The organism is Candidatus Eisenbacteria bacterium (assembly GCA_013140805.1).
Lineage (GTDB): Bacteria > Eisenbacteria > RBG-16-71-46 > RBG-16-71-46 > RBG-16-71-46 > JABFRW01.
This window is the reverse complement of sequence record JABFRW010000074.1, coordinates 1-24,353: the sequence shown is the minus strand read 5'-3', so window position 1 is coordinate 24,353 and position 24,353 is coordinate 1. Positions and strand designations below refer to the sequence as shown.

General features: G+C 65.6%; 24 protein-coding genes and 5 tRNA genes. All 29 read right to left on the bottom strand.

Annotation, left to right across the window (positions count from 1 at the left end; translation table 11 throughout):
• Window positions 1–110: 110 nt before the first annotated feature.
• On the bottom strand, window positions 111–491 hold the full coding sequence (rplL, locus tag HOP12_06545) for a 50S ribosomal protein L7/L12 (protein NOT33811.1): 381 nt from the start codon (window positions 489–491) through the stop codon (window positions 111–113).
• An 82-nt stretch (window positions 492–573) separates the two neighbouring features.
• On the bottom strand, window positions 574–1,098 hold the full coding sequence (locus tag HOP12_06540; GenBank protein NOT33810.1) for a 50S ribosomal protein L10: 525 nt from the start codon (window positions 1,096–1,098) through the stop codon (window positions 574–576).
• 9 nt (window positions 1,099–1,107) lie between these two features.
• Window positions 1,108–1,815, bottom strand: coding sequence for a 50S ribosomal protein L1 (locus HOP12_06535; GenBank protein ID NOT33809.1), 708 nt, complete (start codon window positions 1,813–1,815; stop codon window positions 1,108–1,110).
• A gap of 104 nt (window positions 1,816–1,919) precedes the next feature.
• Entirely contained in the window at window positions 1,920–2,123 is a 204-nt protein-coding gene (locus tag HOP12_06530; GenBank protein NOT33808.1) for a hypothetical protein, read from the bottom strand.
• An 18-nt stretch (window positions 2,124–2,141) separates the two neighbouring features.
• Window positions 2,142–2,567, bottom strand: coding sequence for a 50S ribosomal protein L11 (rplK, locus tag HOP12_06525; GenBank protein ID NOT33807.1), 426 nt, complete (start codon window positions 2,565–2,567; stop codon window positions 2,142–2,144).
• A gap of 35 nt (window positions 2,568–2,602) precedes the next feature.
• Window positions 2,603–3,133, bottom strand: a complete 531-nt coding sequence (gene nusG / locus HOP12_06520; GenBank protein NOT33806.1) for a transcription termination/antitermination factor NusG — start codon at window positions 3,131–3,133, stop codon at window positions 2,603–2,605.
• A gap of 74 nt (window positions 3,134–3,207) precedes the next feature.
• Window positions 3,208–3,399 (bottom strand): preprotein translocase subunit SecE, encoded by a 192-nt coding sequence (gene secE, locus HOP12_06515; protein NOT33805.1) that lies wholly within the window; start codon window positions 3,397–3,399, stop codon window positions 3,208–3,210.
• A gap of 86 nt (window positions 3,400–3,485) precedes the next feature.
• Window positions 3,486–3,563: transfer RNA gene (locus HOP12_06510), tRNA-Trp, on the bottom strand.
• A 33-nt stretch (window positions 3,564–3,596) separates the two neighbouring features.
• The gene (gene rpmG / locus HOP12_06505) at window positions 3,597–3,746 is read right to left on the bottom strand and encodes a 50S ribosomal protein L33 (protein ID NOT33804.1); all 150 of its coding nucleotides are present in this window, start codon (window positions 3,744–3,746) and stop codon (window positions 3,597–3,599) included.
• 25 nt (window positions 3,747–3,771) lie between these two features.
• The gene (gene tuf / locus HOP12_06500) at window positions 3,772–4,968 is read right to left on the bottom strand and encodes an elongation factor Tu (GenBank protein NOT33803.1); all 1,197 of its coding nucleotides are present in this window, start codon (window positions 4,966–4,968) and stop codon (window positions 3,772–3,774) included.
• Between the two features lie 183 nt (window positions 4,969–5,151).
• Window positions 5,152–5,227: transfer RNA gene (locus HOP12_06495), tRNA-Thr, on the bottom strand.
• A gap of 267 nt (window positions 5,228–5,494) precedes the next feature.
• Window positions 5,495–5,569, bottom strand: a tRNA-Gly gene (locus HOP12_06490).
• Between the two features lie 24 nt (window positions 5,570–5,593).
• Window positions 5,594–5,679: transfer RNA gene (locus tag HOP12_06485), tRNA-Tyr, on the bottom strand.
• A gap of 55 nt (window positions 5,680–5,734) precedes the next feature.
• Window positions 5,735–5,807 (bottom strand) — tRNA-Thr (locus tag HOP12_06480).
• Window positions 5,808–5,885: 78 nt separating this feature from the next.
• Window positions 5,886–6,143, bottom strand: coding sequence for a cytochrome c (locus HOP12_06475; protein ID NOT33802.1), 258 nt, complete (start codon window positions 6,141–6,143; stop codon window positions 5,886–5,888).
• 1,096 nt (window positions 6,144–7,239) lie between these two features.
• On the bottom strand, window positions 7,240–9,657 hold the full coding sequence (locus HOP12_06470) for a sigma 54-interacting transcriptional regulator (protein NOT33801.1): 2,418 nt from the start codon (window positions 9,655–9,657) through the stop codon (window positions 7,240–7,242).
• A gap of 588 nt (window positions 9,658–10,245) precedes the next feature.
• Window positions 10,246–11,643, bottom strand: a complete 1,398-nt coding sequence (locus HOP12_06465; protein ID NOT33800.1) for a cysteine--tRNA ligase — start codon at window positions 11,641–11,643, stop codon at window positions 10,246–10,248.
• 30 nt (window positions 11,644–11,673) lie between these two features.
• Window positions 11,674–12,327, bottom strand: a complete 654-nt coding sequence (locus tag HOP12_06460) for a mechanosensitive ion channel (protein ID NOT33799.1) — start codon at window positions 12,325–12,327, stop codon at window positions 11,674–11,676.
• A 48-nt stretch (window positions 12,328–12,375) separates the two neighbouring features.
• Complete coding sequence (locus tag HOP12_06455) at window positions 12,376–13,437, bottom strand: M42 family metallopeptidase (GenBank protein NOT33798.1); 1,062 nt, start codon at window positions 13,435–13,437, stop codon at window positions 12,376–12,378.
• 16 nt (window positions 13,438–13,453) lie between these two features.
• Window positions 13,454–14,461, bottom strand: coding sequence for a D-alanine--D-alanine ligase (locus tag HOP12_06450; protein ID NOT33797.1), 1,008 nt, complete (start codon window positions 14,459–14,461; stop codon window positions 13,454–13,456).
• A complete protein-coding gene (locus HOP12_06445) occupies window positions 14,458–15,894 on the bottom strand; it encodes a glutamate--tRNA ligase (GenBank protein NOT33796.1) in 1,437 nt (478 codons plus the stop codon). The genes HOP12_06450 and HOP12_06445 overlap by 4 nt, the downstream gene beginning before the upstream one ends.
• A 2-nt stretch (window positions 15,895–15,896) precedes the next feature.
• A complete protein-coding gene (locus HOP12_06440; protein ID NOT33795.1) occupies window positions 15,897–16,376 on the bottom strand; it encodes a 2-C-methyl-D-erythritol 2,4-cyclodiphosphate synthase in 480 nt (159 codons plus the stop codon).
• The gene (ispD, locus tag HOP12_06435) at window positions 16,373–17,077 is read right to left on the bottom strand and encodes a 2-C-methyl-D-erythritol 4-phosphate cytidylyltransferase (GenBank protein ID NOT33794.1); all 705 of its coding nucleotides are present in this window, start codon (window positions 17,075–17,077) and stop codon (window positions 16,373–16,375) included. Before ispD ends, HOP12_06440 begins: the two co-directional genes overlap by 4 nt.
• Window positions 17,074–18,600 (bottom strand): DNA repair protein RadA, encoded by a 1,527-nt coding sequence (radA, locus tag HOP12_06430; protein NOT33793.1) that lies wholly within the window; start codon window positions 18,598–18,600, stop codon window positions 17,074–17,076. The genes ispD and radA overlap by 4 nt, the downstream gene beginning before the upstream one ends.
• Window positions 18,601–18,602: 2 nt before the next feature.
• Window positions 18,603–19,496, bottom strand: a complete 894-nt coding sequence (locus tag HOP12_06425) for an MCE family protein (GenBank protein NOT33792.1) — start codon at window positions 19,494–19,496, stop codon at window positions 18,603–18,605.
• Window positions 19,493–20,236, bottom strand: a complete 744-nt coding sequence (locus tag HOP12_06420) for an ABC transporter ATP-binding protein (GenBank protein ID NOT33791.1) — start codon at window positions 20,234–20,236, stop codon at window positions 19,493–19,495. Before HOP12_06420 ends, HOP12_06425 begins: the two co-directional genes overlap by 4 nt.
• 26 nt (window positions 20,237–20,262) lie before the next feature.
• The gene (locus HOP12_06415; GenBank protein NOT33790.1) at window positions 20,263–21,066 is read right to left on the bottom strand and encodes an ABC transporter permease; all 804 of its coding nucleotides are present in this window, start codon (window positions 21,064–21,066) and stop codon (window positions 20,263–20,265) included.
• A gap of 3 nt (window positions 21,067–21,069) precedes the next feature.
• Window positions 21,070–23,727: a replicative DNA helicase gene (gene dnaB, locus HOP12_06410; protein NOT33789.1), complete on the bottom strand. Its 2,658-nt coding sequence runs from the start codon at window positions 23,725–23,727 to the stop codon at window positions 21,070–21,072.
• A gap of 71 nt (window positions 23,728–23,798) precedes the next feature.
• Window positions 23,799–24,353, bottom strand: a 555-nt coding sequence (locus tag HOP12_06405) for a uracil-DNA glycosylase (protein NOT33788.1), incomplete at its 5' end; no start/stop codon positions are given.

Sequence of the window (24,353 nt, the reverse complement as noted above, 5' to 3'; positions counted from 1 at the left end):
CGTCCGATCGAATCGTCGGAGCGCGAGATGCGGAACAGGCCCCGGATCGTTCCACGTCGGCGGAATCGATCCGGGCCGCGTCGGCCACCCACACGGTGCCGAAGGTCGGATTACTTGATCTCGACGGACGCGCCCTGCTCCTCCAGCGCCGCCTTCATCTTCGCGGCTTCTTCCTTGCTGACGCCGTCCTTCACGTTCTTCGGGGCGCCGTCCACCAGGTCCTTCGCCTCCTTGAGGCCGAGACCGGTCAGCTCGCGCACCACCTTGATGACCTGAATCTTCTTGTCGCCCGCGCCGGTCAGCACCACCGCGAACTCGGTCTTCTCTTCGACGGCCGCGCCGGCGCCGGCCATGCCACCCATCGGCATCGCCATCATCGGGGCCGCGGCGGTGACGCCGAACTTGTCTTCGAACTTGGTCTTGAGCTCGGAGAGCTCGAGCACGGTCATGTTTCCGATGAGGTCGAGAACCTGATCGATCGAGGCGGACATGGGTTGGATCTCCTTCCGATACGGGTGTGGCGTGGATTGAACACTTGGAACGGGGCGCGAAGGCCCCGGTGATTGCTCGGGATCAGGACGCCTTGGATCGTTCGCGCTCGAGCGCGTCGGCCATGAGGGCCGGCACACGCAGCGCGGCTTCGACCGCGGCGAGGAACTGCGTCATCGGAGCGATGAATGTTCCGAGGACCTGCTGCAGCAACACCTCGCGGCTCGGCAGTGACGCCAGCACCGCGATCGCCTTGTCGTCGTACAGGCGGCCGTTCACGACCGCGGCCTTCACCTTGGGACGTTCGTGTTCCTTCGCGAACGTCACCAGCACGCGCGCCGGCGAAACGTCGTCGCGCTTGCTGTACACCAGGCCGGTGTTCCCGACCAGATACTCGTCGAGCTGCTGAATACCGTTCGCATGGAACGCGCGGCGCAGCAGCGTGTTCTTGAGAACCTTGAAGCGAATGTCCTCCTCGCGGCACTTCTTGCGGAGCAACGAAAGCTTCTCGACGCTCATGCCGCTGAAGTCGGCGAGGAACAGACCATTCACACCGCTCAGATCCGAGACGGCCTTCGCAACGGTGTCCACCTTTTCCTGGGTCGGCATCGTGGGCTCCTAGACCCCCAACCCGGAGGCGACCGCCACGGGGTCCAGCATGATGCCGGGTCCCATGGTGGAGCTCAGAGTGAGGCTCTTGATGTACGTGCCCTTGGTTGCCTGCGGCTTCGCGCGCAACAGCTCGCGAAGGAAGGTGGTCATGTTCTCGAGCAGATGAGCCTCGGCAAACGAAGCCTTGCCGACCGGAGCGTGCACGTTGGCGCCCTTGTCGACACGGAATTCGATCTTGCCGGCCTTGAGTTCCTTCACGGCCTTCGCCACGTCGAACGTGACCGTGCCGCTCTTCGGATTCGGCATCAGCCCGCGCGGGCCGAGCACCTTTCCGAGCTTGCCGACCTCACCCATCATGTCGGGCGTGGCGATGATCGCGTCGATTTCGAGCCAGCCGCCCTGGATCTTCTGGACGTAGTCCTCGGCTCCGACGTGTTCGGCGCCCGCCGCCTGCGCCTCTTTCTGCTTGTCGGCCTTCGCGAGCACCAGCACTCGCAGCTTCTTGCCGGTTCCGTGCGGCAGTACGACGGTGCCGCGAACCAGCTGATCGGAATGGCGAGGGTCCACTCCGAGGTGCGACGAAACCACGATGGTCTCGTCGAACTTCGCGCGCGAGGTCTGCTTCACCAGTCGAACGGCCTCGGCCAGGTCTTTGACCTGTCCGGCCTTCACGACGAGATCAGCGGAGGCGCGATACTTCTTGCCGTGCTGCATCGTCCCTCCCGTGGTGCGAGCGTGACGGGGATGCCGTCACTCCCACGTGATTTGAGTTCAACCGCACGCCGGCACGAACCGCGAGGCTCGCGACGGCGTTCGGATCAGTTGCCGCCTTCTTCTTCGACCGCCTCGAGTTCGGCCTCCGTGGCATAGCCTTCCCTGACCACCCAGTCGAGCGTGTCGAAGAAATCGTTGATGCTGGCTCCCGGAGTACGAGCCACGCGATCACGAACGATGTCGTAGATCTCGCGCGGGGTCTTTCCTCTGAGGAGCAGATCAGCGTCTGCCTTTTCCAGGCGCACCATTTCGGTTCCTTCCCTTCCCTAGTCCGCGATATCGATGCCCATGCTGCGGGCGGTTCCCATGACCATGCGTTCGGCCGCCTCGACGGAGGCCGAATTCAGATCGGGGGCTTTGAGCTCGGCGATCTCACGGACCTGTGCGCGGGTCACCGTCCCAACCTTGGTGCGATTGGGAACTCCGGAGCCCTTCGCCAGGCCCGCCGAACGCTTGAGCAGAATCGCAGCCGGCGGGGTCTTCGTGATGAACGTGAACGAACGGTCGTTGTAGACGGTGATGACGACCGGGATGACCAGACCCGTCTGATGCTGCGTGCGGGCGTTGAACTGCTTGCAGAACTCCATGATGTTGATGCCGTGCTGACCGAGCGCCGGTCCCACCGGCGGAGCCGGTGTCGCGTTGCCCGCATTGCACTGCAGCTTCACCATGGCCTGGATCGGCTTCGCCATCGGACTTGCTCCTCAGCGGGCGCGGAACGCCCGACTCACACCGGTTGAACTTGAAGGAAATCGAGCTCCACCGGGGTCGCGCGACCGAAGATGCTGACCATCACCTTCACCTTGCCGCGCTCGTTGTTCACTTCATCCACCACGCCGGAGAACGCGCTGAACGGCCCGTCCACCACCCGCACGTGATCGCCCACTCGGAACGTCACGGTCGGCACCGGCTTGTTCTTCGTCTGTTCCATCTGTCCGAGAATCCGCCGCACCTCGTTCTCCTTGAGGGCGACGGCGCTCTGGCCCGAACCGATGAAACGCGTCACGCCCGGCACGTTCTGCACCAGGTGTCGCGTTTCGTCGTCGAGCTCCATTTCGACCATCACGTAGGACGGAAACGTCTTCCGCTTCGTGATCTTTCGCTTTCCATCTTTCATCTCAGCGAAGTCCTCGGTCGCGACCAGAATCTGACCGAAGCGCTCCGCGAGCCCGGCGGCCCCGATCGCCTTCTCGAGGTTCGTCTTGACCTTGTTCTCGTGACCCGAATACGTGTGGATCACGTACCACTTCTTGTCCATGAGAACTCTCGTTCGCCGGGAGCCCTCCCGGCGGTTGGTGCGGTCGCGGCCCTCGGCCGCGCCCGCCTACGCGATCAGCCGAACAGCCTGGACAGTCCGAAGTTCAGAATGCGGTCGACGACTCCAATGAATGCCGACACGATCAGCACCGTCACGATCACGACGACCGTCGAATCGCGCAGCTCCTCACGAGTCGGCCAGCTCACGCGGCCGACCTCGACTCGCACGTCCTTCACGAACTCCTGAATTTTCTCGGTCCAAGACATTTCGTCGTTCCTCGGTCTTCACCGGCTCCCGATCGGCCGGCGTCGTCCCCGCTGATCCGCGCCACCGCCTCGCCCCGCCCGAAAGATGGCAGGCCTGGAGGGATTCGAACCCCCGACACCCGGTTTTGGAGACCGGTGCTCTAGCCAGGCTGAGCTACAGGCCTACCTCTGCCGTCCCACCGTCCACTTCGGACGCGTCAGCGCGTTTCCTTGTGCGGCGTGTGCTTGCGACAGCTCGGGCAGAACTTCTTGAATTCGACGCGGTCCGGATGCAGCCGCTTGTTCTTCTTCGTGATGTAGTTGCGCCGCTTGCAGTCGTTGCACGCGAGCGTCACTTGGTCGCGCATGGCACTCGTCCTCTCTGAACCACGTCTACTGGATGATGGAGACGACGACGCCGGCGCCGACCGTGCGGCCACCCTCGCGGATCGCGAACCGGAGTCCATCCTCCATCGCGATCGGCGTGATCAGCTCCACTTCCATGTCCACGTTGTCTCCCGGCATCACCATCTCGCGTCCCGCGGGCAGCGTCGCCACCCCCGTCACGTCCGTCGTCCGGAAGTAGAACTGCGGCCGGTACCCGTTGAAGAACGGCGTATGCCGACCGCCCTCCTCCTTCGTCAACACGTACACCGACCCCTTGAACTTCGTGTGCGGCGTGATCGACTTCGGCCACACCACGCACATCCCGCGCTCCACGTCCGTCTTCTCGATCCCGCGCAGCAACAGCCCCACGTTGTCTCCGGCCATCGCCTCGTCCATCGACTTGCGGAACATCTCGACGCCCGTCACCACCGTGTCGCGCGTCTCGCGCAGGCCCACCAGCTCCACCTTGTCGCCCACCTTCACCTTCCCGCGCTCCATTCGACCCGTCGCCACCGTCCCGCGACCCGAGATCGAGAACACGTCCTCCACCGCCATCAGCAGCGGCTTCTCCGTCGCGCGCTCCGGCGTCGGAATGTAGTTGTCCACCGCTTCCATCAGCTTCAGGATCGGCTCGTTCGCCTTCGCGTCCTTGCCGCCCGCGTCCATCGCCACCTTCGCCGAGCCGCGGATCACCGGAATGTCGTCGCCCGGGAACTCGTACTTCTTCAACAGCTCCCGGATCTCCAGCTCCACCAGCTCCAGCAACTCCGGATCGTCCACCATGTCGCACTTGTTCATGAACACCACGATGAACGGCACTCCCACCTGGCGCGCCAGTAGAATGTGCTCCCGCGTCTGAGGCATCGGGCCGTCCGCTGCACTCACCACCAGGATCGCGCCGTCCATCTGCGCGGCTCCCGTGATCATGTTCTTCACGTAGTCCGCGTGTCCCGGGCAGTCCACGTGCGCGTAGTGACGGTTCGCCGTCTCGTACTCCACGTGCGCCGTCGCGATCGTGATCCCGCGCTCCCGCTCTTCCGGCGCGTTGTCGATCGATCCGTAGTCACGAACCATGATCTTCGGGTTGTTCTGCGACAGCACCATCGTGATCGCCGCCGTCAGCGTCGTCTTCCCATGGTCCACGTGCCCGATCGTTCCCACGTTCACGTGCGGCTTGTTTCGCTCAAATTTCGCCTTCGCCATCGGTAAGCGCTCCTCGATCGACGCGCGGCGCGCGTCTGCGACCGGTATCTGCCATGCGACCACGAACCACGTTTTCCCGCCGAAGCGGGCACTGTGCGGTTCAGCGGCCTGCGATCGAAACGTTCGTTGTTCGAGCGGTCGGTGAGTCCGACACGCCGTGTTCTCGAGTCAATGGTGCGGTGATGGAGCCCACGATCGGAATCGAACCGATGACCTTCTCCTTACCATGGAGATGCTCTACCGACTGAGCTACGTGGGCGCATTCGCCTTCGGCTCATCATCGGACAGCACGCGCGGAGTGGCTTCGCGGCGGTGCAGTGCTGTGCAATGGCTGAGATCGCGAGGAGGCGTTGGGCGCACAAAGACGCGATCTCCCGTGCGGCGCCCGTGAAGAGAGCCGGCGGGGATCGGTGTGAGCGCCGTAATCTAGTGAAGCGACGGCAACTGTGTCAATCCGAAATCGTTCGGCACGGGAAAATCCTCTCCCCGGGCAGGCGGGTCCGGGTGCTCTTTCGAGGCGGGAAAATGGAGCGGGAAACGGGATTCGAACCCGCGACCCTCAGCTTGGAAGGCTGACGCTCTACCACTGAGCTATTCCCGCTCAAGTCTTTGTCAAAAAACAAAATGGTGGAGGGAGAAGGATTCGAACCTTCGAAGGCATAAGCCGGCAGATTTACAGTCTGCTCCCTTTGGCCGCTCGGGCATCCCTCCAGAAACACGACGTCATGCGCTCCCGGGCACCGAATCATCGAACGGGAGCAGGCAAAGCTGGCGAAGGGACTCGAACCCCCAACCCTCTCATTACAAATGAGATGCTCTACCAATTGAGCTACGCCAGCGTGACGCCGGGCGAGAGCGGCCGCAATCTATGCGGCCAGCGAGAGCACTGTCAAGAAGCGCAGGCTCTGATTCGCCTGCTACTTGGAGAGCGAGCGCACGAACATGGCGACCGCGCTCAGCTCCTCGGGTTTAAGCACTTTGCCCCATGCCGGCATCGTGCCCTTGCCCTCGCGGATCGAGTGGAGCAGCGCCTCGTCCGAGAGCGTCGACATGTAGGACTTGTCGGTGTGATCACGCGGCTTGGGATTGAGTCCCTTGGAAGCCGGCCCATCACCCTTGCCACCGGGACCGTGGCACAGCGCGCATTTGCTGGCGTATACCTTCGCACCGGCCACGAGCGGATCCGCGCCCACCGGCGTCGCGGCGACGGTGTCCGAGGGAGTCGTAACCGCCGGATCGGTCGCCGGCACACCTGACGTGGTCGCGCCAGTCGTTGCGTCGCCGTCGCCTGCCTTTGAGCCACCACAACCGAACGCAAGTACTCCGGCAATCATGCAGCCGACGAGAATCCACGGAGCACGGGCGAGCGGGCGTGAGAAACGGCGGGCACTTCGAATGGGATCGAGCATGGGCGGCAGGCTACCACCGCGTCCGAGGCCGTCCAAGGTCTAGTGCGGAGTCGGCTCATATGAAAAGGCAACCAAGGGTGGGGTCAAATGAGGTGTGGGTCTCGTTCGACCGCCCTGGCTGCCTCTTCCCGAGAAGACAATGGATGACCGGGTAAAGGTCCACTGCCCTCCCAGCTTCGTTGACCGGGCGTATTTAGTTTTTTTGTTTCGTGAACGACTAGTGAACGACTGACTTCGACTCACCGATTTTCAAGCCGACGTTTTTCCGACTCCCACCCCTTTCGCGTTGGAGTGAACGAGTAGGCGCCGGACCCGGGTACGAGACCCAAGATCGATCCTGCGCCGACGAAACCGCACGACTGGTTCGAAACGGGGTGCATCGGTTGGCTTCGGGCGGTGATGCAGGAGGTGGCTGGAGGTGCGAGCCAGTGACTTCCCCCGCCCAAAGCCGGATCGAACGTCCCCCAGGAATTCGACCCCCGATGTAGCCAAACCTTGCTGCTCTGAACCGTATCCCGCGGAAGTACTAGAGCAGCCAGCGTGCCAGTCGCGTTGCGAGTTGCCCGATGCGTGGTTCGCGCTCCTAAGTCCAATGGAATCAACGGCTCATCCATGCGGCGCGGGCGGAGCGGGCGGCGGAGCGCAGTCGCACCGCCTCGCGGCACGCGCTCGGGTGACACGTGGCTCGGAGGCACCGAACGAGGCTCAACGATTGCGAGCCAATCACTTACGCGGCTGTCACGGGGGGTGACACTCGCCCGTGACAGGCAACCCCGCCGTCGCGCATGAAAAAGGGCCCGCGCCCACGAGGGGGAACGAGCCACTCACGAATCACGCTCGAATCCTGGAAAAGCCGAGTCCGCTACTCGAGATCGATGTGAAGCCGTTTGAGGCGCGCGTAGAGCGTCTTGCGACTCACTCCCAGAAGCTCGGCAGCACGGCTGCGATTGCCGCCGCAACTCTCGAAGGCGCGCAGGATATCCGCACGCTCGGTCGCCGCGCGATCGGCTGCCGGCGGCGCGACGTTTCCGCACGCGCCCGGTTCGAGGAACGGCAGCATGTCCTCGCTCGAAATCTCGCCCTCGCGTCCGTACATGGCGGCGATCCGCTTCATGACGTTTTCCAGCTCGCGAACATTGCCCGGCCATGCGTACGAACGCAGGACCGCCTCCGATTCGGCGCTCAACCGCGCACCCTCGAGACCGCCGTAGAACACGAGGAAGTGACGAGCCAGCGGAACGATGTCTTCGCAGCGTTCGCGCAAGGTCGGCAACCGAATCTCGATCTCGTTGAGCCGGTAGATCAGATCACGGCGGAACAGCTTCTCGCCCTCGACCCCGCGCAACTCGCGGTTGGTCGCTGCGATGATGCGAACGTCCGCGCGCCGCACCTGAGTGTCGCCGAGCCGCAGATACTCGCCGGTCTCGAGGAAGCGCAGGAGCGTGACCTGGACGTCATGCGGAAGCTCACCCACCTCATCGAGGAACAGCGTGCCGCCGTGCGCCGCCTCGACCAGCCCGACGCCCTCGGCGTGGGCTCCCGTGAAGGCTCCTTTGCGATGCCCGAACAGCTGCGAGAGCGCGAGGTCGGCGCGCAACGCGCCACAGTTGACCGCGAGGAACGGACGTTGAGCGCGCGTCGACAACGCGTGAATCGTCCGTGCGACCAGCTCCTTGCCGGTTCCGGTCTCCCCCGTCACCAGCACCGAGAGTTCGGTGGCGGCGGCACGGCGCGCGAGTGACTCCGCGCGCTTCATGCCGGGCGAAGAGGCGAACAGGCTCGGCGCGCGATGGCGGCGGCCCAGTCCGGTCGCGTGCGCGGAATTCGGCGCCGCGGCGGCGGGTGCCATGACGTGCACGAGATCCTGCTCGCATTCCTCGAGCTCGGCGTCGGCGCCGAGTTCTGCGTAGAGCGCACTCGCACGATAGAGAAGGCGCCGCGCTTCCTGCGAGTCGTGAACTCCACGACCCAGCATCCGCAACGTTTTCGCCAGCTCGAGCCGTTCACGACAGTCGGTGAGCAACTTGGCTGCGATCCGCCACGAGTGCAGCGCGCCTTCACGGTCGCCGCGTGCCTCGGCGATCGCGCCGGCGGTGCGGTGCGTCACGGCGTGCTCGAGACGATCGTCGATGCGGCGCGCGAGCCGTCCGGCGCGCTCGGAAGCCGCTTCGGCCTCGTCGAACCGCCCGAGCAGAAGCAGCGCCTCCGCGCGGCGACGCTCCAGCTCGACCACCAGATCGCCTTCGGGTGCGATGCGCTCGGCGAGCGGCAGCGCCTCGTGGTAGCGCGCCAGCGCGCGTTCCGCGCCGTCGCGGTCGTACTCGAGCTCGCCCAGGAACTCGAGCGCCAGCACCTCTTCACGCACCGCTTCGCAGGAGCGCGCACGGCTCAGCGCTCCGAGCAGCAGGGTTTCCGCCTCGGAGTAGCGGTGTCGAAAGCGGGCGATGTTTCCCATCCCGATCGCGACGCGTGCCAGCATCAGCGGCTGCGAAATCTGCAGCGCGACCTGTTCCGCCTCGCGGTAGTACTCGAGCGCCCGGTCCCAGTCGCCCAGTTTCTGGTAGACGATGCCCAGATTCATGAGCGGCATGCTGCTCTCGGCGAGTCGGCCGAGGCGGCGCTGGATCTCGAGTGCACCACGCAAGTGGGCGATCGCGGTGTCCCACTCGCACAGGTTCTTGTGCAGGAGTCCGAGGTTGTTGCGGAGCACCGCGCAGGCGGGCTCGTCACCGAGGCGGCGATAGAGCGCGAAGGCTTCCTCGAACAGGTCGCGGGCACGAAGCGTATCGCCGAGGCGCTGGGCCACGCGGCCGAGCGCCGTGAGCGAGGGTGCGATCAGTCGCACCTCGCCGACCCGTTCCGCCACTGCCAGCGCGCGATCCGCACTGACCTTCGCGTCGTCATATCGCGACAGGCAGAACAATGCTTCGAAACACTGAAGTTGAACGCGCACCGACAGCGCGGCGCCGTCGAGGTCGTCGTTCACGGTGACCAGCAGCTCGCGAGCCTGCGCGAGTGCGGCGTTGGCGTCACCACCCGCCAGTCGACACGCGATCGCCTTGCTTCCGAGCGCGGCTCGTCGCGCGGGGCTCAGGCCCCGCGCTTCGGGAAGCGCCAGAATGCGATCGATCAGCTCGAGGGCCGGCAGATAGCTGTCGGCCTGTACATACAGGTCGGCAAGCATTTCCAGCTGTTCCACCGTGGTGGGTTCGCCCACCACCGGTGGAACGCTGAGCCGTTCTTCGATATGCGTGATGCGATCTCGGTCGTCGCGTGCCACGCCGAATCTCCGGTCACACTGCGTCTTGAGGCCCTGGGGGACCCGAAGAACTACCTTCAGCTCCTAACGAAGGAACTGAATTCGGAACATCCCCCACACGATCGCTCTCAGAACCACCGACTCCGACGTCAGCTCACTCGTGCTGTCCTGACTCGACACACGAGTGCCTTTGACCGGCCGCCAACCACCCGACGGGCCATAGCCGCCATCACGGCTCGGGTTGCCCGAAACGTCCGGATCACCACTCGAGGTGCGGCGGGATTCGTCTCGCACGGTCACAGAACCGCGCGCCGAGGCCGAGCCGGACAAGCCGACAAGCGCCACGAGAGAGAGGCTTAGAACGAGGATGTGGGCCCAACACCGACTCTTCGCGAATCGACGCATGAGTCCCTTCCCAGAAGTGAGTGCCCATGGGCCTAGGCCCAAACAAAAAATGGACTCGCTGCCACCAGAATTCTCGATTGAGGCCAAATGGGATACGGAGTCTTTCGGCCTGAATCGAAACTCTGGTACCCGGGTCCGCTATCGAGGCTACGCCCGTGTCCTGGAGGGGTCAACGGCTAATTGCAGCGCGAGCCCTGGGGAGCCTCAACTCTTCTTGCGCACGATCCTGGGGCCTTCGGCCCCGTCCTCGACCACCAGGCCGCGCTCGGCCAGCTGGTCACGAATCCGGTCGGCGGCGGGCCAGTCCTTGGACTTGCGGGCTTCGGTCCGCAGCCGGACCAGCTCGAGCACCTCGCTCGGCCACGCCTCGACCTGAGGCTCGCGCCAGAACAGGCCGAGCACGCCCCCCAAGTCCAGCAGGGCCCTGGCTGCTGCACGCGCTTCGGGTCCCAGTCCATCGTCGAGCGCCCGGTTGACCGCGCGGGCGAGGTCGAACAGATGCCCGAGCGCCTTGGCGCTGTTGAAGTCGTCGTCCATGGCCTCGTGAAACAGGCGGTCGGCTTCCGCAGTCGCCTCGGCGAGCCATCCGCTCGACGGCGCACCCGGTTCGACCTTCCACGCCTGAGCCCGGACGAGCGGTGACCGCAAACGCTCGATGGCCACCCCCGCTTCGGCGAGGCGTTCGACCGTAAAGTCGATCGGGCTGCTGTAGTGGGTACTGAGCAGGTAGAAGCGCACCACCTCGGGATCCGTCTGGGCCGCGATGTCCTCGATGAAGAACAGGTTGCCGGTGCTCTTCGACATCTTCTCGCCGCCCAGATTCACCATGCCGTTCTGAGCCCAGAAATTCGCCAGCGGTCGCCCGGTCGCGCACTCGGACTGCGCGATCTCGTTCTCGTGATGCGGAAAGATCAGGTCCTGACCGCCGGCGTGGATGTCGAGCGTCTCGCCGAGATGCTTCATCGCCATCGCCGAGCACTCGATGTGCCAGCCGGGGCGACCGGGCCCCCACGGGCTCTCCCAGGATGGCTCGCCCGGCTTGGTGCCCTTCCAGAGTGCGAAGTCGAGCGGATCGCGCTTCGCCTCTCCCGGCTCGATGCGATAGCCCTCGCGCATGTCGTCGACCTTGCGCCCCGAGAGCTTGCCGTAGTCACTCTTGCTGCGGACATCGAAGTAGACGTCGCCGCCCGCCGCGTAGGCGTGGCCCTTCTCGATGAGTGACGCGATGAGCGCGTGCATCTCGCCGATGTGCTCGGTCGCGCGCGGGTAGACCGTGGCGCGCTTGATGTTGTGGAGGTCACCGAACCTCAGGTAGGCGTCGATGTTGCGCTGACTGACCGACTGCCATTCGACGCCTTCGCTGTTCGCGCGCTCGATGATCTTGTCGTCGACGTCGGTGAAGTTGTAGGCATAGATCACTTCGTATCCGAGGTGCTCGAGGTAGCGGCGCATCACCTCGCCCGACAGTGACGAGCGAATGTGACCGACGTGCGGCTTGTTCTGGACCGTCATGCCGCACACGTACATCGTCACGCGTCCCGGCGTAATGGGCACGAACTCCCGCTTCTCGCGCGTGAGCGTGTCGTAGATTCGAAGCGCCAAGGAAGTGCCTCCTCCGGATTGAAACCGCGACTAGTCGGGTGATACCGCCTGGGGTCGATCGAGATCGGACTGGCCACTGCGCACGCCGGCATCGACCGCCGCCGGCAGGTCGACCGCAATGCGGTTCCAGCCGCGACTGCGGTTGACCACGACCTTCATCTCGCCGTTCGGAACGAACAGCAGATAGCCGTTGAAGTCGCGCAGTGTCGCCGAGCGTACGGTCAGTTCCTCGACCGATGCGATGCGACCGTTTACCTCGACCAGGTCGCCGATGCCAAACTGATCTTCAAAGATGATGAACATGCCGGCGATCACGTCGCGCACCAGCGTCTGAGCACCGAATCCGAGCGCCACACCGAGGATGCCGGCACCCGCGAGCAGCGGGCGCACGTCCCAGCCGAAGATCGCGAGCGAGTGCAGGATCACCGCGGCGCCGACCATCACGGTCGCGAGATTGCGCAGCGTCTGCCCGATCGTCTCGGCGCGCTGACGAGAGTGATCGCTCTGATGACCGAGGCTGCGAATCCAGTGCTCGACGCGTGCCACCAGCAGAAATAGCAACTGGCGCACCAGCAGTCCGACGAGCAGCGTCACGCCGAACCGCACTCCGAGTTCGATCAGACGTTCGGAGGCAGGCAGCATGTGTTCGAACGGCCGCGCGACGGAGTTCGTGGATGTGGCCATGGCCGGAATAGAGAACATCCGGCCGGGTTTGTCACGCTCGCCTAGCGCTCAGATCAGCTTGTCGACCGTCTTCGCGTCGAGGCGCTTCACCACCGCCACCATGAGCTTGACCGTCGCCTCGTAGTCGCGCCGATCGATGATGCTCACGTGACTGTGGATGTAGCGCGCGGCGACGCCCAGCGACAGCGTCGGCACGCCGCGCCCATGCACGTGGATGCGACCTGCATCGGTGCCTCCGCGCTCGACCGACTCGAACTGCAACGGCATCTTGAGCCGCTCCGCCGTGTCGATCACCAGATCGCGCAACGCCCGGTTCGGGATCGCGCTCGCGTCGTAGATCACGATCAGGGGACCGCCACCGAGCTTTTCGTCGCCTTCGGTGCCGGGCGTGTCGTGGGCGATGCCCACGTCGAGCGCGAACGCCACGTCGGGGTTGACCGAGAACGCCGAAGTCTGCGCGCCGCGCAGTCCGACCTCTTCCTGAACGGTCGCGACCGCGTACACCGTGTTCGGATGGCTCTGACCCTTGAGCCGCAGCGCCACGTCGGCCGCGATCGCGCAGCCGATTCGGTTGTCCCACGCCTTGGCGAGCAGCAGGTTCGGATTCGCCATCACAGCGAACGACGAGTCGGGAAGGATCGGATCGCCGGGTCGGATGTCGAGCTTCTTCTTGACGTCCCAGTCCGAGGTCGCGCCCACGTCGATGTACATGTGGCGAATCTCGAGCACCTTCTTGCGGTCCTCATCCATCAGCTCGTGCGGCGGCTTGGAACCGACCACGCCGATCACGTCGCCCTTGCGCGTCTTGATGATGAGTCGCTGGCCGAGCACCACGTGGCCCCACCAGCCGCCGAGCGGCAGGAACTTGACGAATCCTTCCTTGGTCACCGACTTGACCAGGAAGCCGACCTCGTCGAGGTGACCCGCCAGCATGACGCGCGGTCCGGCGGTCGTGCCCTTCTTCTCGCAGATGAAGCTTCCGAGGCGGTCCTTCGTGATGGGACCGACGCCCTTGAGATAGCCCGCCATGATTTTCGAGACGTCACCCTCGAAGCCGGGGGCGCCGTGCGCTTCGACCAGATCCTTCAGGAACTTCAGGCTGCGATCCATGAGAACTCCGGGAGGTTCAGGCGCGCGTCGGCACGCCGGGAGGGCGTCGTTGCGCAACCGCCAGATCGAGCATGCGCGCAACGAGCTGTTCGTAACTCATGCCGGCGGCCTTCGCGGCCATCGGCACCAGACTCGTCGGCGTCATGCCGGGGATGGTATTCACTTCGAGACAGTAGGGCACCTGATCGTCCGACAGTCGAAAGTCGGCGCGAGACACTCCGCGACAACCCAGAATGCGTGCCGCTCGCACGCCCAGCTCGGCGACGCGGCGCGCGACATCGTCGGGCAGCACGGCAGGGCAGAAGTACTCGCTCGCACCCGCGGCGTACTTGGACTGGTAGTCGTAGAGCCCCGATTTGGGGCGGATCTCGACGATCGGCAACGACTCGTCTCCGAGCACCGCGACCGTGAGTTCTCGCCCTTCGATGAACTTCTCGATCAGGATCTCCCCCAACGCACCGGCTTCGCGCAGCGCACCTGGAAGTGTCGTGACACTGCGCACCACGGTCAGCCCGAACGAAGACCCTTCCTCGTTCGGCTTGACGATGATCGGGAAGCCGCCGAGCACTTCGACGTCCACGTCCGCAGGGCCGGCGCTCGGCGCGAGCAGTTGCCACGCCGGTGTCGGCACGCCTTCGCGTTCGAACAGGCGCTTGCTCATCGCCTTGTTCATGGCGAGAGCACTCGCGAGCATGCCGGAGCCCGTGTAGGGCCGTCCGGCCAGATCGAGCAGCGCTTGAATGGTGCCGTTCTCGCCCGCGGCTCCATGCAGCGCCAGGAACACCACCTCGGCGGTCGCGAGAGTTTCGGGCCGTGCGAGCACCGTCTCGTCGGCGGGCGCGAGCGATTCGAGCGCCGGAGCGCCGAGCTCTTCATTGCCCGCCGGCAGCAGTCGCCCGTCCGCCGCGTCGATCGAGAGTGCCTCGTGCCCGAGATTACGCAGCGCCTGTGCGATGCCGCGCCCCGACCGCAGCGAGATCTCGCGTTCCGACGAACGCCCGCCCATGAGAATCGCAACCTTCAAGCGTCCCTGCCCTTCGAATGAGCCTCGAGTCTCGACATCACGCGATCACGCCCCAGCAACTCCGCGAGCTGCGGCAGCTCCGGCCCATGAGTCTGCCCGGTGAGAGCGGCGCGCACCGGCTGAAACAGCTCGCGGCCCTTTGCGCCGACCGCCTTGCCGGCCGCAGTGACCGCGGATCTAAACCCTTCGGCGTTCCACTCCGCAAGCAGTCTCACCTCATTCGCGACGGCTGCGAGCACCGGCGCCGCACGCTCGGAGCGCAGCGCTTCCGCGGCATCCTCCGCGATCGGCGGTGCGTCATCGAGAAACGGCGCCAACGCCACTGGCAGATCCGTCAGCGTGTGCAAATTGCCCCGCACCACCTCGAGCATGCGCTCGAGGGCCGGCGGTTCCAGCTGGTTCGCGCTCGCGGGCAGGAACGCTCGCGACCAGCGCTCGAGCGTCGCGCCATCGGCATGGTGCAGGTAGTGCGCATTCATCCATCGCAGCTTGGCGGCATCGAACACCGAGCCGCTTCGTCCTACTCGTTCGAGCTCGAAGGCCTCGACGAGTTCCGCGCGCGTGAGCACTTCGCGATCATCGCCGGGATGAAAGCCCAGCAGTGCCAGATAGCTCGTCAACGCTTCTGGCACATAGCCCGCGCGGCGCCAGTCGCCGACCGCCACCGCCGCCTCGCCTTCACGCTTGCTCATCTTGGTTCGATCGGGGTTGAGGATCAGCGGGACGTGCGCGAATGCGGGCGGATCCCACCCGAACGCGGCGTAAAGCATGAGCTGACGCGGCGTGTTGGCGAGATGCTCGTCGGCGCGGATCACGTGCGTGATCTGCATGCCCGCATCGTCGACCACACACGCGAAGTTGTAGGTCGGCAGACCATTCGCGCGCAGCACCACGAAGTCGCCCACCATGCCGGCCGGAAAACGCACCTCGCCGCGCACGCGATCGGTCAGCACCACGTCGTGGTCGTGGACCCGGAAGCGCACACTCTCGGGACGACCCTCGGCTCTCAGGCCGTCGCGTTCCGTCTGCGACAGGGTCCGGCAATGCCCGTCGTAGTGCGGGGGCCGGCCGCCGGCCAGGGCGGCCTGGCGTCGCAGCTCGAGTTCGTGATCGGTGCAGAAACACGGATACGCAGCCCCCTGAGCGACCAGCAGCTCCGCGCGCTCTTTGTAGAGCGCGATGCGCTCGCTCTGGCGATAGGGTCCGTGCGGGCCTCCGCGGTCGGGTCCCTCGTCCCAGTCGAGCTCGAGCCACGCGAGGTCCTCGAGCACCGCCTGTTCGCTCGCAGCACTCGAGCGCTCGAGATCGGTGTCCTCGATTCGCAGCACCAGCACGCCGCCGTGGCGGCGCGCGAACAGCCAGTTGAACAGCGCGGTACGTGCGCCGCCGACGTGCAGCCAGCCGGTCGGACTCGGGGCGAAGCGGACCCGCACGCTCACCCGACCTCCACCATCGCGACGGCCCACGCTGCGATCCCTTCCGAGCGCCCGATCGCGCCCAGACGCTCGTTGGTGGTCGCCTTGATCGAGACCTGAGCGACCTCGAGCCCGAGTGCGAACGCGACGTTCTCGCGCATACGATCGCGCATCGGCATGAGTTTGGGCGCCTCGGCGGCGACTGCCGCATCGACGTTCACGATGCGCGCGCCCTGGGCATCGAGCAGTGCACGGATGCGCGCCAGCAGGTCGAGGCTCGAAGCATCCTTCCACGCCGGTTCGCCGGGTGGAAAGTGCGTGCCCAGATCACCGAGCGCCATCGCGCCCAGCAGCGCATCTCCGATCGCGTGCGACACGACGTCGGCATCGCTATGTCCATCGAGCCCCCACGGGCTCTCGAATCGCACGCCGCCCAGCACCAGCGGTCGCCCCACCGCGATGCGATGAATGTCGTAGCCGATGCCCACTCGTGCGCTCATCCGCGTGTCTCCGTGACGCCGATCCCGCGGCGCGCGAGCCAAACTTCGGCGAGCGCCAGATCGTCGGGCGTCGTGATCTTCAGGTTGTGCGCATCTCCCGGCGTCACGTGCACCGGGTGGCCGAGCGCCTCGACCAGCGCCGCATCGTCGGTCGCGACCGCGGTCGCGCATGCCGACTTCGCGTGGGCCTCGACGAGCCATGCGCGCCGGAATGCCTGAGGCGTCTGTGCGCGCCACAGCGCTTCACGCGCAAGCGTCTCGAGGATCACCGAGTCCCCAACCCGCTTCACCGTGTCGGACATCGGCAGCGCCGCGATCGCGCCGCCATGGATTCGTGCGTCCTCGATCACCCGCTCGATCAGCTCACTCGTGACGAGCGCGCGGGCCGAGTCGTGCACCGCGACGATCTCCGCGTCCTCCGGCATGACGTGAAGTCCCCGCGCGACCGAGTGCTGTCGCTCGCGGCCACCTTCCGTCCACGCCACGACTTTGCGGATTGCGAGCCCGGTCGCCGCAAGCGCGTGCTGCAGCGGAGAGACCGGACCGACCACCACGATCGCGTCGATCGCGCGACAGTGCTCGAGCGCTTCGAGGCTCCAGGTGAAGAGTGGCCGCGAGGCGAGCGGCACCAGCGCCTTGCCGACTTCGGCGCCGAGGCGCTCGCCACGCCCCGCGCACAGCAGCAGCGCCACCGTGCTCATGTGCGGTCACGACGCGACGCGCGTGGCGGCGTGCTGGCGACGGTTGCGCGGGCGCCCGCGGCGGGAACCGCACCGGTGCCCGCGGCGGGAACCGCCGACTCCACGCGCTCGCCGAGCAGCTGGTCGCACGCTTCTCGCAAGGTCGCGAGCGGCACGATCTCGATCCCGGGCACGTCGAGATCTCGGGCCTGCGCCGCCGGCGCCCCGACGCGCGCAAAGCCGAGTTGTGCGGCCTCTCTCACGCGCAGCTCGAGTCGCGACGCGGCGCGCAGTTCGCCGGACAGACTGACCTCGCCGATCGCACAGGTGCGTGCGAGCAGCGGTCGATTGCGAAACGACGAGGCAACCGCGAGTGCGACGCCCAGATCGGTGCCCGGCTCGTCGAGCTTGAGTCCGCCGGTCACCGAGACGAACACGTCGTGGCGGCCGAGTCGCAGCCCCACGCGACGCTCCAGAACTGCGAGCAACACCGCGAGCCGGCGCGGATCGAAGCCGCTCGTCACCCGTTGCGGGGTGCCATAGAACGAGGTCGAGACCAGCGCCTGCACTTCGACGAGCAGCGGGCGCGAACCCTCGAGGCTCGCGACCACCGCCGCACCGGGTGCCTCGCGGTCGCCTCCCGACAGGAAGGCCGCACTCGGGTTGTCGACTTCGATCAGTCCGCGGTCGCCCATCTCGAACACGCCGAGTTCGTGGGTCGAGCCGAACCGATTCTTGGCGGCCCTCAGCACGCGGTACTGCTGATAGCGCTCGCCTTCCAGATAGAGCACCGCGTCGACCAGATGCTCCAGCACGCGTGGTCCCGCGACCCCGCCGTCTTTCGTCACGTGGCCGACCAGGAACACCGCGGCGCCGGACGCCTTTGCGAAGTGCATGAGTTCGAGTCCGCACTCGCGGACTTGCGTGACGCTTCCGGGTCCGCCCTCGAGATCGCTGCGCGCCATGGTCTGGATCGAGTCCACCACCATGACGTCGGGCTTGCGCGCCGCCGCCGCTTCGAGCACGCGTTCGAGATCGGTCTCGCACAGGATGAGCAGATTCTGCGGCAGCGCGCCGAGTCGCTCGGCGCGCAGTCGCACCTGCTCGGCACTCTCTTCACCCGCCACCAGCAGCACGCGACGCCCGGCCGCCGCGAGGCGCGACGCGACCTGGAGCAACAGCGTGCTCTTGCCGATGCCGGGGTCGCCGCCGACCAGCAGCAGGGAGCCCGGCACGATGCCACCGCCAAGCACGCGATCCAGCTCGCGCATGCCGGTCGGGAATCGCGGCACGTCCGAAACCTCGACGTCCGCGAGCGGCCGCGGGACCGCAGTCGCGGTCTCGCCCGGTTGCCAGCGCGCGCGCGCCGCGGCGGTCGAAGAACGATGCACGGTGCCGGCGCTGGGGCTTCCCGCCGCCGGCGCTTCGGCCGCCGAGTTCCAGGCGCCACAGCTCGCGCAGTGGCCGAACCATCGCGATTCCTCGTTGCCGCACTGCGTGCAGAAGAAGTGCGATCGGGCGGCTTTGACGGCCTTCTTCTTCATGATCAGAACACGCTCACGTGCAGATACTTCTTCGGGTTCTTCTTCACGTCCGCGATCAGATCGTTGAGCGAGCGGATCGAGCCCTTGATCTCGTTGTAGAGCGAATCGTCCTTCATCACCTTGCCGAGCGAGCCCTCGCCGCGATCGACGCGGCTCGTCACCGACTGAAGGGAGGCGCGAAGTGAATCGAGGCGCGAAGAGAGGCGATTCATGTTCTCGGCCGCGCGCCCGAAGTCGTCGAGCGACTTGCGAAGCTGCGCTTCTCGATCGGTCGTGAGTCCGCGCGCGGTGCGCGCCGCCGCCGCGAAGTCACCGAGCGTGTTTCGAAGCGTGGCTCGATTCTCGGTCACCGCGCCGCGCAATTCCTCGCTGGTCTGCTTGAAGTTCGCGAGCGTGGCCGCGAAGCTGCCGTTCTCGTTCATCGTGGACGCCAGCGCCTGCATGTTCGAGGCGATCGCGTTCACCGCCGAGATCGTGCCGCCGAGCTCCGCCATCACCTCGGGAATCCCCTTCTCGTAGACGCCCGGAATCGTATCGGTCACGGCGTAGCGCTGCCCCGAGGTGCGCAGGTCGACGGAGATGACCTTCTCCCCCATCAGCCCCACGTTGCGGATCGCGACGCGCGAGTCGGAAGTGAGGTGCACGTCGGAGGCGAGTGCCAGCTTCACCACCACGCCGTCACCCGCCAGCGCAACGTCGTCCACCGCGCCCTTGCGGATTCCATTGACCTGCACTTCGTCGCTCTTCGAGAGCCCCCCGGTCTGCGGAAACGCGACGGTCCACACCCGCGCACCGCGACCCATCGAGAAGTCTTTCAGCCACATCACGCTCACCACCACGATCGCCAGCGCCGCCAGCACCGTGATGCCGACTTGAATCTCGGTTCTCCGGCTCATTCCTGAATCGGCCCCTCGCTCGAGCCCTCGATGAACTGGCGCATCATCGGATCACGCGTCGCGCGCGCTTCCTCGACGGTGCCCTGGAATACCACCCGGCCGCCGTACAGCATCGCCAGGCGGTCCGCGACCTTGAACGCACTCGCCATGTCGTGGGTCACCACCACGGCGGTGCTCCCCATGCGTCGCTGCAGACTGCGAATCAGCTGGTCGATCGCGTCCGCGCGAATCGGGTCGAGCCCGGTGGTCGGCTCATCGTACAGGATCACCGCCGGATCCATGACGATCGCGCGTGCGAGTCCGACGCGCTTGCGCATGCCACCCGAAAGCGACGCCGGCTTCATGCTCTCGACCCCCTCGAGGCCGACCCATTGCAGTCGCTCGCGCACGTGTTCGCGAATGCGATCCTCGGGCCACCGCTGATGCTCGCGCAGCGCAAGTCCGACGTTCTCGCCGACCGTCATCGAGTCGAACAGGGCCGCCCCCTGGAACAGCATGCCCATCCGCTTGCGCACTTCGTCGAGGTCGCGCTCGCCGAGTGCGGTGATTTCTTCGCCGTCGACCTCGATGGTCCCGGCATCGGGCTTCATGAGTCCGATGATGTGCTTGAGCAGGACGCTCTTGCCGGTGCCGCTCGGGCCCATCACCACCAGACTCTCGCCGCGCGCGACGTCGAGATCGAGGCCGTCGAGCACCTGTCGGGTGCCGAGGCGCTTGCTCAATCCGCGGATGCGGATCATGGGGCGGCCGGAGTCGATGACGGTCGTCACGACGCGAAGATGAGCCGGAACAGCACGTTGGCCAGCACGTAGTCGCTGATCAGCACCAGCACGCACGAAGCGACGACCGCGCGCGTGGTCGCGATGCCGACGCCCTCGGCTCCTCCCTCGGTGCGAAAACCGTAGTAGCAGCCCATCACTCCGATGATGCCGCCGAAGAACGTCGCCTTGAGCAGTCCCGACGAGAGATCCTTCATGTAGAAGAATTGTTTGAGTCCCACGATGTAGGTGTGAGAACTCACGTTGAGCGTCGAGACCGCGACCACGTAGCCGCCGAACACCGCGATCGCATCGGCGAACACCGTCACGACCGGAAGCATGATGATCGCCGCGATCACGCGCGGCACCACCAGATAGCGCACCGGACTGATCGCCATCGCCTGCAGCGCGTCGATCTGCTCCGTCACCTTCATGGTGCCGAGCTCGGCCGCAATCGATGCGCCGACGCGTCCTCCGACCACGAGTGCCGTGAGGACCGGCCCGAGTTCGATGATGACCGAGCGCAGGATCACCGCGCCGATGTACTTGAGCGGCACCACGCTCGAGAACTGATAGGCGGCCTGGACCGCCGACACGGCACCCGTGAACAGACTGACGACCGCCACCAGCCACAGCGATCCGACGCCGATCACGCTCATCTGCTGCACGATGAGCGGGAACGAGCGCAGGGCGGGAATCAGTGAGCGCCCGATGTCGCCGATCAGCATGGTGACGCGCCCGATCTCGGCGAGCACGTCCTCGACACGGCGAGAGAGGTAGCTCACGCCGCGAACCGCGAGATCGTCGGTCATGCGCTAGAAGCCGGGCTCCGTCTCGCCCGGCATCAGGTTCGATCCCGGCACGAACTTGGTGAACTCGTGGAGAAACGTCATGTCGATCTCGCCGGTCGGACCGTTGCGCTGCTTGGCCACGATCAGCTCGGCCTTGCCGCGCAAGCTCGGATCGTCGCGTTTGTAGTACTCCTCGCGGAACACGAACATCACGAGATCCGAGTCCTGCTCGATACTCCCACTCTCGCGCAGGTCCGAGAGCTGGGGTCGGCGTTCGTTGCCGGCACGGCTGTCCACCGCACGCGAGAGCTGCGACAGCGCGATGATCGGCACCGCGAGTTCCTTCGCGAGCGCCTTGAGTCCGCGCGTGATCTGCGAGATCTCCTGCACGCGATTCTCCGCCGCCCCTGCCGACCGCACCAACTGCAAGTAGTCGATGAGCACCAGCCCGAGCCGATTCTCGGCCTTGAGCCTCCGACACTTGGCGCGAATCTCGAGGATCGTGGGCGACGCCGAATCGTCGATCATGATCGGCGCCTGACTCAGCAGCCCGGCGCCGGTCGTGAGGCGCGGCCAGTCCTCGTGGCCGAGGAAGCCGCTGCGCACCTTGTGAAGTGCGACTTCGCTCTGCGAGCACAACAAGCGCATCGCGAGCTGCTCCTTGCTCATTTCGAGCGAGAAGATCGCGACCGGCACCTTGTGCCGGATCGCCGCGTTCTCGCCCATGTTCACGGCAAGCGACGTGTTGTGAACGCACACATCGGCGGCCACGAAATTCGCGCCGTCGGGGACGCTCAGGTCATACACTTGCTGAGTTCCAGCCGGCTCGATCGAGAGGATCTCGTCCCAGTAGAGATCGGGACTCGCGGCGCGACCGAGGTCCGGATCGCCACTCGCTTCGGCGAATGCGGTGAGTCGCGTGCGCGTGATCCCTCGATTGCGGTGCAGATTGTGGCCCCGTTTGAGGGCTTCGCCCGCGCGACTGGCGAGCTCCGTGATGGTAACGCCGCTGCGACTCGCCGCGGCCGAAACCAGTTCCCACGCATCCGCCGACGGATGCCCGACGTTCGAGTGCCTTGCGCGAACCGGGAGACGGGCTGGCGATGCATCGGAGAATCGGGTCGCTTTCTCACCGATCCATCCGACTTCGTGCTGATAGCAGTCCACCGAGGCCGGCTCCGTGATCTCGACACGCCACGACCGATCGGTCTTCCGCCACAGCTTGGCAACGACGCCCAAACGACACAGCGCGTGTTGGACGTCGAATGCCAGACTGCGAGAGGCGACGGTGAACTCGATGCGCGGATCGCCCCACATGGAGCAGATCGTCCCGTCGCACGAGAACAGCGTCTTGAGGAACTCGACGAGGCGCTCGCGACTCCAGCACCACACTTCTGCCGGGAAGGACTTCGAATCAGACTTCTTGCCCATGAGTCCAAGTTTGTCGAGCCAGTCGGTGACAGGATGGACGCGGTCCGCGATCTCCTCAGGCCAGTTCCGCTTGCGTGATACCCGCCACGTGATGCCACGCGAATCCTGGAGCCTCGTATGCGTGGATGGAAACTCGCGCTCGATGCACTCGTGGAAATCCGAGACGATGACAGGGTCGGTATTGGTGAAGTTCGGGCACCGGCTCGTGAGCCCGCCCTCGGCGATGAAGTAAGCGAGGAGCCGCACTCGTTCGAGGCTCCAGGATTCATCCGAGCCGAAGACCGGCAAGCTTCGCGCCACCGCGATCTTCGAACCCACCGGCAGATCGTGAAGTGGCTGCCAGCCATGGACGGTCAGGAATGGATGATGACCGGTCACTTCGACCTCGCGACCGGTTCGCGTGATCACGCGATAGGTCGGCTGCTCTCCGCTGTCGACCCACGCCGAGATCGGGGCGGCGCGCACACGACCCCGATCGTCGATGCCCATGACGCGCGTCATCTGCCGGCGCACGCACTCTTCGAGCGTCACGCGCGCTCCTGTGTCCGGGTCGTCGATCAGAGTATGCGCAGCGAGACACTTTCCCATGGCAGGCCTACCCGCGATGATGATCAGATCACCCGCCTGAAAGCCTGCCGTCATCTTGTCGAGGTCGTCGTAGCCCGACGGTACGCCGGTGACGAACACCTTGCGCTCGTAGAGCTCCTGGATGTGCTTGAAGGTCGGCTTGAGAAGATCCTTCAGCGTCACGAATCCCTGGCGCACGCGCGAGTCGGTGATCGCGAAGATCTTCTGCTCGGAGCGGTCGAGAATGTTCTGAGTCTCGTCCGAACCCGAGAAGCACTCGCCCTGGATCTCCTGCGACGCGCGAATCAACTGCCGCAGCACCGCCTTCGACGCCACGATGCGCACGTGCTCTTCGACGTTCGCCGTGGTGGTCGCCGATTCGAGCAACTGCGCGAGTGCCGCAGGGCCACCCGCACTTTCGAGCTCGCCCCGCATGCGCAGTTCTTCGGTCACCGTGATGAGATCCGCGCGCTCGTTTCGGTTGTAGAGCGAGATACAGGCATCGAAGATCTTCTGATGCGCGGGGCGGTAGAAAACGCTCGAGTCGATCTTCTCGACGGCGCGTCCGATCGCCTCGGCGCCGAGCAGACATGCGGACAGCACCGCACGCTCGGCATCGAGCGACTGCGGTGGAACCGGTCCTTCGGAGAGGCCCGAGAGGGAGCGCGAGAGCATGTCGGTCATGAAGGGTCTCCCGGGGGGGAATCAGTCGATTCGCAGCGTTCCTGATGAATCGGCGAGGAGGACTCGCCGGGCTACTGGTCCTTCAAGTACTCGCGTGCGAGGAGTTGCATGTCTTCCCACACCGGCCGCTTGTAGGCCGGGTTTCGGAGGCACGCCGCCGGATGGTACGTCACCAGCAGCTTGGCGCCACGAAAGCGATAAATCTTCCCGCGAAGCCCGCCGATCGTGCCCTTCAAACCTACTAACAATTCGGCGGCGAACTTTCCGAGGCAACAGATGATGCGGGGCTGAAGGGCTTCGAGCTGTCGGTGCAGGTAGGGCGAGCAGCTCTCGATCTCGTGCGGCAGCGGATTGCGATTCTCGGGCGGCCGACACTTGAGCACGTTGCAGATGTAGACCGTCTCGCGGTTGAGCGGCACGCCTGGAATCAGCGCGGCCTCGTCCATCGCCGCGATGATCTTCGTGAGCAGCTGCCCCGCCCGACCGACGAACGGCTCGCCCTTCGCGTCTTCGTCGGCACCCGGCGCCTCACCCACGAACACGATGCCGGTACGCGCGCTGCCGACACCCGGCACCGCGTGGGTGCGCGTCTCGCACAATCCGCACTTCGTGCATGCGCGCGTACC

Excerpts from the sequence above, each read along its gene's own strand:
- rplL (NOT33811.1), bottom strand. The coding sequence starts at position 491 with ATGTCCGCCTCGATCGATCAGGTTCTCGACCTCATCGGAAACATGACC.
- HOP12_06540 (NOT33810.1), bottom strand. The coding sequence starts at position 1,098 with ATGCCGACCCAGGAAAAGGTGGACACCGTTGCGAAGGCCGTCTCGGAT.
- HOP12_06535 (NOT33809.1), bottom strand. The coding sequence starts at position 1,815 with ATGCAGCACGGCAAGAAGTATCGCGCCTCCGCTGATCTCGTCGTGAAG.
- HOP12_06530 (NOT33808.1), bottom strand. The coding sequence starts at position 2,123 with ATGGTGCGCCTGGAAAAGGCAGACGCTGATCTGCTCCTCAGAGGAAAG.
- rplK (NOT33807.1), bottom strand. The coding sequence starts at position 2,567 with ATGGCGAAGCCGATCCAGGCCATGGTGAAGCTGCAGTGCAATGCGGGC.
- nusG (NOT33806.1), bottom strand. The coding sequence starts at position 3,133 with ATGGACAAGAAGTGGTACGTGATCCACACGTATTCGGGTCACGAGAAC.
- secE (NOT33805.1), bottom strand. The coding sequence starts at position 3,399 with ATGTCTTGGACCGAGAAAATTCAGGAGTTCGTGAAGGACGTGCGAGTC.
- rpmG (NOT33804.1), bottom strand. The coding sequence starts at position 3,746 with ATGCGCGACCAAGTGACGCTCGCGTGCAACGACTGCAAGCGGCGCAAC.
- tuf (NOT33803.1), bottom strand. The coding sequence starts at position 4,968 with ATGGCGAAGGCGAAATTTGAGCGAAACAAGCCGCACGTGAACGTGGGA.
- HOP12_06460 (NOT33799.1), bottom strand. The coding sequence starts at position 12,327 with ATGGCCACATCCACGAACTCCGTCGCGCGGCCGTTCGAACACATGCTG.
- HOP12_06455 (NOT33798.1), bottom strand. The coding sequence starts at position 13,437 with ATGGATCGCAGCCTGAAGTTCCTGAAGGATCTGGTCGAAGCGCACGGC.
- HOP12_06440 (NOT33795.1), bottom strand. The coding sequence starts at position 16,376 with ATGAGCGCACGAGTGGGCATCGGCTACGACATTCATCGCATCGCGGTG.
- ispD (NOT33794.1), bottom strand. The coding sequence starts at position 17,077 with ATGAGCACGGTGGCGCTGCTGCTGTGCGCGGGGCGTGGCGAGCGCCTC.
- radA (NOT33793.1), bottom strand. The coding sequence starts at position 18,600 with ATGAAGAAGAAGGCCGTCAAAGCCGCCCGATCGCACTTCTTCTGCACG.
- HOP12_06425 (NOT33792.1), bottom strand. The coding sequence starts at position 19,496 with ATGAGCCGGAGAACCGAGATTCAAGTCGGCATCACGGTGCTGGCGGCG.
- HOP12_06420 (NOT33791.1), bottom strand. The coding sequence starts at position 20,236 with ATGATCCGCATCCGCGGATTGAGCAAGCGCCTCGGCACCCGACAGGTG.
- HOP12_06415 (NOT33790.1), bottom strand. The coding sequence starts at position 21,066 with ATGACCGACGATCTCGCGGTTCGCGGCGTGAGCTACCTCTCTCGCCGT.
- dnaB (NOT33789.1), bottom strand. The coding sequence starts at position 23,727 with ATGACCGACATGCTCTCGCGCTCCCTCTCGGGCCTCTCCGAAGGACCG.